The organism is Coleofasciculus sp. B1-GNL1-01 (assembly GCF_040220235.1).
GTDB lineage: Bacteria > Cyanobacteriota > Cyanobacteriia > Cyanobacteriales > Coleofasciculaceae > Coleofasciculus.
The window spans coordinates 1-3,207 of sequence record NZ_JAVJTO010000014.1; the positions used below are offsets into that span (position 1 = coordinate 1).

General features: G+C 45.5%; 2 protein-coding genes and 1 pseudogene. 1 reads left to right on the top strand and 2 read right to left on the bottom strand.

The features are described from left to right. Nucleotides 1–190: 190 nt before the first annotated feature. Entirely contained in the window at nucleotides 191–421 is a 231-nt protein-coding gene (locus RID53_RS03095) for a DUF4926 domain-containing protein (RefSeq protein ID WP_446386725.1), read from the bottom strand. 15 nt (nucleotides 422–436) lie between these two features. After that, nucleotides 437–769 (bottom strand): DUF6883 domain-containing protein, encoded by a 333-nt coding sequence (locus tag RID53_RS03100; protein WP_446386726.1) that lies wholly within the window; start codon nucleotides 767–769, stop codon nucleotides 437–439. A 1,757-nt stretch (nucleotides 770–2,526) separates the two neighbouring features. On the opposite strand from RID53_RS03100, the pseudogene RID53_RS03105 reads away from it, so the two are divergent. Further along, nucleotides 2,527–3,069: pseudogene (locus RID53_RS03105) on the top strand (RRXRR domain-containing protein); the annotation flags it as partial. Nucleotides 3,070–3,207 lie beyond the last annotated feature (138 nt).

Genomic DNA, 3,207 nt, shown 5'->3' on the forward strand with positions numbered 1-3,207 from the left:
GTCTATAGGCGCACACCTTCTCCGATTATATTGCTTATTGAATCATAGAAATCGTTTTTTTGTCAACCCGTTTAATCCTCAGAAATTAGGTTCTGATACCAACAGGTGAGGACAGGGCGACCCGACCCAATTGAGCGGATAGCGTTGTTCATTAATATCAGCGGGTCGTCCTTACACGGCGGCTATCAGATTAAGCAGCAATATCACCAGATACAGGCTCAAAGTGGAGAACCATAATTTGATCGGCACGCAAACCCAGAGACTCGTAAGTGCGTCCACTGCGATCGCTAAATTCCACCTCAAATGCTTTACCCTCTGCCAAAATTTCCACCACTGTACCGACTTGTCCACGCCAGAGATTGCACTCCGGCAAATTAACAGTCAGAGCAACAACATCCAATAATTTGACTGCATTTTTCATCGAAACCTCCAAGCCTTACAACGGGTAACAGGTTGTCAATCGTGGATAGTCTGAGTCATGTTCGATAATCCAACCACTACGAATCGTAGCGTTTCTATCACCCCATTCAATCATAAAATCAAGGGTGTAGCGTTGCCCGTAGGCATCCCTTCGCCCTAACTTTACTTCCTCTGTTTTGACGACTTCCAATAAAATTCTGCGTAATTCCTCTGCATCATTGGGGGTCATGCCCAGCCTAGATTCAAATAAACGTGCCTTATGTTTGCCTTGATCATGGGTGCGATTAAGACAGTAATCCCGTAACTTACGAACATCAACCACAGCACGTTCTGCATTGGGAATTATCATACAACTGACACACAGGTTTGAAGACAGGGCGACCCGACCGAATTGAGTGGATAAAGTTGTTCATTAATGCCATCCGGCATCCGTGTCAACTTAAGCCACAATCCTTGTCAACTGTCCGGTAGATCCCCGACTTCTGAATTCAATTTATTTGGGATCATCAGTTTCAACAAAGAAGTCGGGGATCTGGAGTAGCCTAAGCTGATCTCAATTCTCCGATAGCTCCCCCTGATCCCCCCGTCGCCCCTGCTTTTGGCGCTTACGTTGACACCAATGGCCAGCGAGTCGCCCCTACATGGCGGCGATTAGGCAAATTAACAGGGTCAAGGGATATGTTCAAGAATTCTTTGCCAGGGAAGGAAGGCAGTCAATCGAATCAATTCGAGTCTATAGGCGCACACCTTCTCCGATTATACTGTTTATTGAATCAGAGAAACCCTTTTTTTGTCAACCCGTTTAATCCTCAGAAATAGGTTCTGATAGCAACAGGTGAGAACAGGGCGACCCGACCCCATTGAGTGGATAAAGTTGTTAATTAATACCAGCAGGTCGCCCCTACAACTCTTTGCCAAAGACAGTGCGATCGCTAAACTCTCAAATTGGCTTGAATTGATCAGATTGGACTTGAGACTCATCCGATCCTGCACAGTGAGCGATCGCACTTCTGAGATACCAACGATTTACTCCCTTTGGCTCTTTCTCCTTGTTGTCAAGTCCTGATAAGTTAAACGATTCTTTCCCCCCGAACGGTTTAACTTTTTCAATCTTTTCCCCGTCTTAACACAACGTCATAATTGCTCGTTTTTGACCTGCTTTTGGCAAAAAGCTACGCATTTTCAGGGGTTACGGGGATTGTGAGATTATTGTACAATTTTCAACTATACTATTTATTGTGGGTGTTTTATGAATAAAAATAATCTAGCCCCAGCTAAATTCCTTGAATCCTCGTAGAACTTTGTATAATTGATAGTTTTCATCTCACTGCCAATGTACCCTTGGACGCATGTATTTTGTTAAATTTATGATAAAAATAATGACAAAGTATTGACAAAAACACAGATAACACAGACGAGATGGCACTTTCTCGAACACTCAAGGGTGAGGGACACAGATTGACACAGACAAGGAAATCATCCCCCCACAAGCTAATCATTGTTTTGAGCGGGGACTAATCATCTTTCCATCCTTGGGCAAGGGAGAACTAACGCCTCTGTGAAATCTGTGTAACTAACCTCTCACTCCTAACCTCTAACCTTCCTCCTGACTCAGAGAAATCAGTGTTACTCCGTTTTGGGTTGAATGTGTCGTCTCAACTCCAGCGATGAAGTAAAATCTGAACCAAGATACAAGATTTTTGTACTAACTCATGGTAGTACGTCCTGACCAAGCAAATTCCTCTAAAGACTGAGGCGATACCCTTTAATCCCCAGTACACTAACCAACAGACAAGGGTCATTCCTTGACAGTTTGGTCGTGCAATCGTCCGAGACTATTCCGGAGGTATCGCGCCAAGTGGTGAACGACTATCAGCTAAGTTTTCAACAACCCCACGCTACTAACGTGGAGCGTGGGGATTGCCAGAGACAGGACTGGCAACGTTAAGAGTTGAATAGACCACCAAGCCGTTAACTGATACACACTTCCAAATACTTCCCCAGTTTGGATTCACTGTAAGTCTACTTGTTTAGACGCTCTAAGAGAGGACATTTTGTTAACGGTGGTCGAGGGGACAGACAACTTTACACGAAAGGCTTATACCCATGATTCGTGTTCCAGTTTTATCACCGAAAGGTAAACCACTAATGCCAGCTAAAGCTAGCCGTGTTCGGCGGTGGCTAAAAGCTGGTAAAGCTAAAGTCGTACATAACGACTTAGGCATATTCCAAGTCCAGTTAACTCAACCACCATCAGGAGAAGAAACCCAAGATATCGTAGCCGGAATTGATCCGGGAAAGCTATTCACGGGGATTGCGATTCAATCAGCCAAAACAACCCTATTCCTGGCACACCTAAAGTTGGTGTTTAAGAACGTGACCAAACGGATGAACCAACGGGCAATGATGCGACGGGGACGGCGAGGGCGACGGATTAACCGGAAGTTACCCTTTGCTCAACGCAGTCACCGCCAGCACCGATTCAATAACCGCAGGGGCAACAAAATACCGCCTAGCATCCGGGCTAATAAGCAGTTAGCGCTAAGGGTAATTCAAGAGCTATCGCGAGTCTACCCGTTCCAGGACATTGTCGTTGAGGTGATTAAAGCCAGAGGGGACAAAGGGTTTAGTCCCGCGATGGTCGGGCAGGTGCGATTCGTTGGCTAGAAATCAGCCAGAGTTCTTCTGAGAGCCTAGGTTTGAAGGATTAGCCGCAAGGGAAAATGACGGGATAACACCCAACAGAACCTTGACAACTTAACAGCCATGTTGGTGAGGGTCAGTATC

What these genes read in the sequence shown, in the direction of transcription:
- RID53_RS03095 (WP_446386725.1), bottom strand. Translation starts at nt 421, where the DNA reads ATGAAAAATGCAGTCAAATTATTGGATGTTGTTGCTCTGACTGTTAAT.
- RID53_RS03100 (WP_446386726.1), bottom strand. Translation starts at nt 769, where the DNA reads ATGATAATTCCCAATGCAGAACGTGCTGTGGTTGATGTTCGTAAGTTA.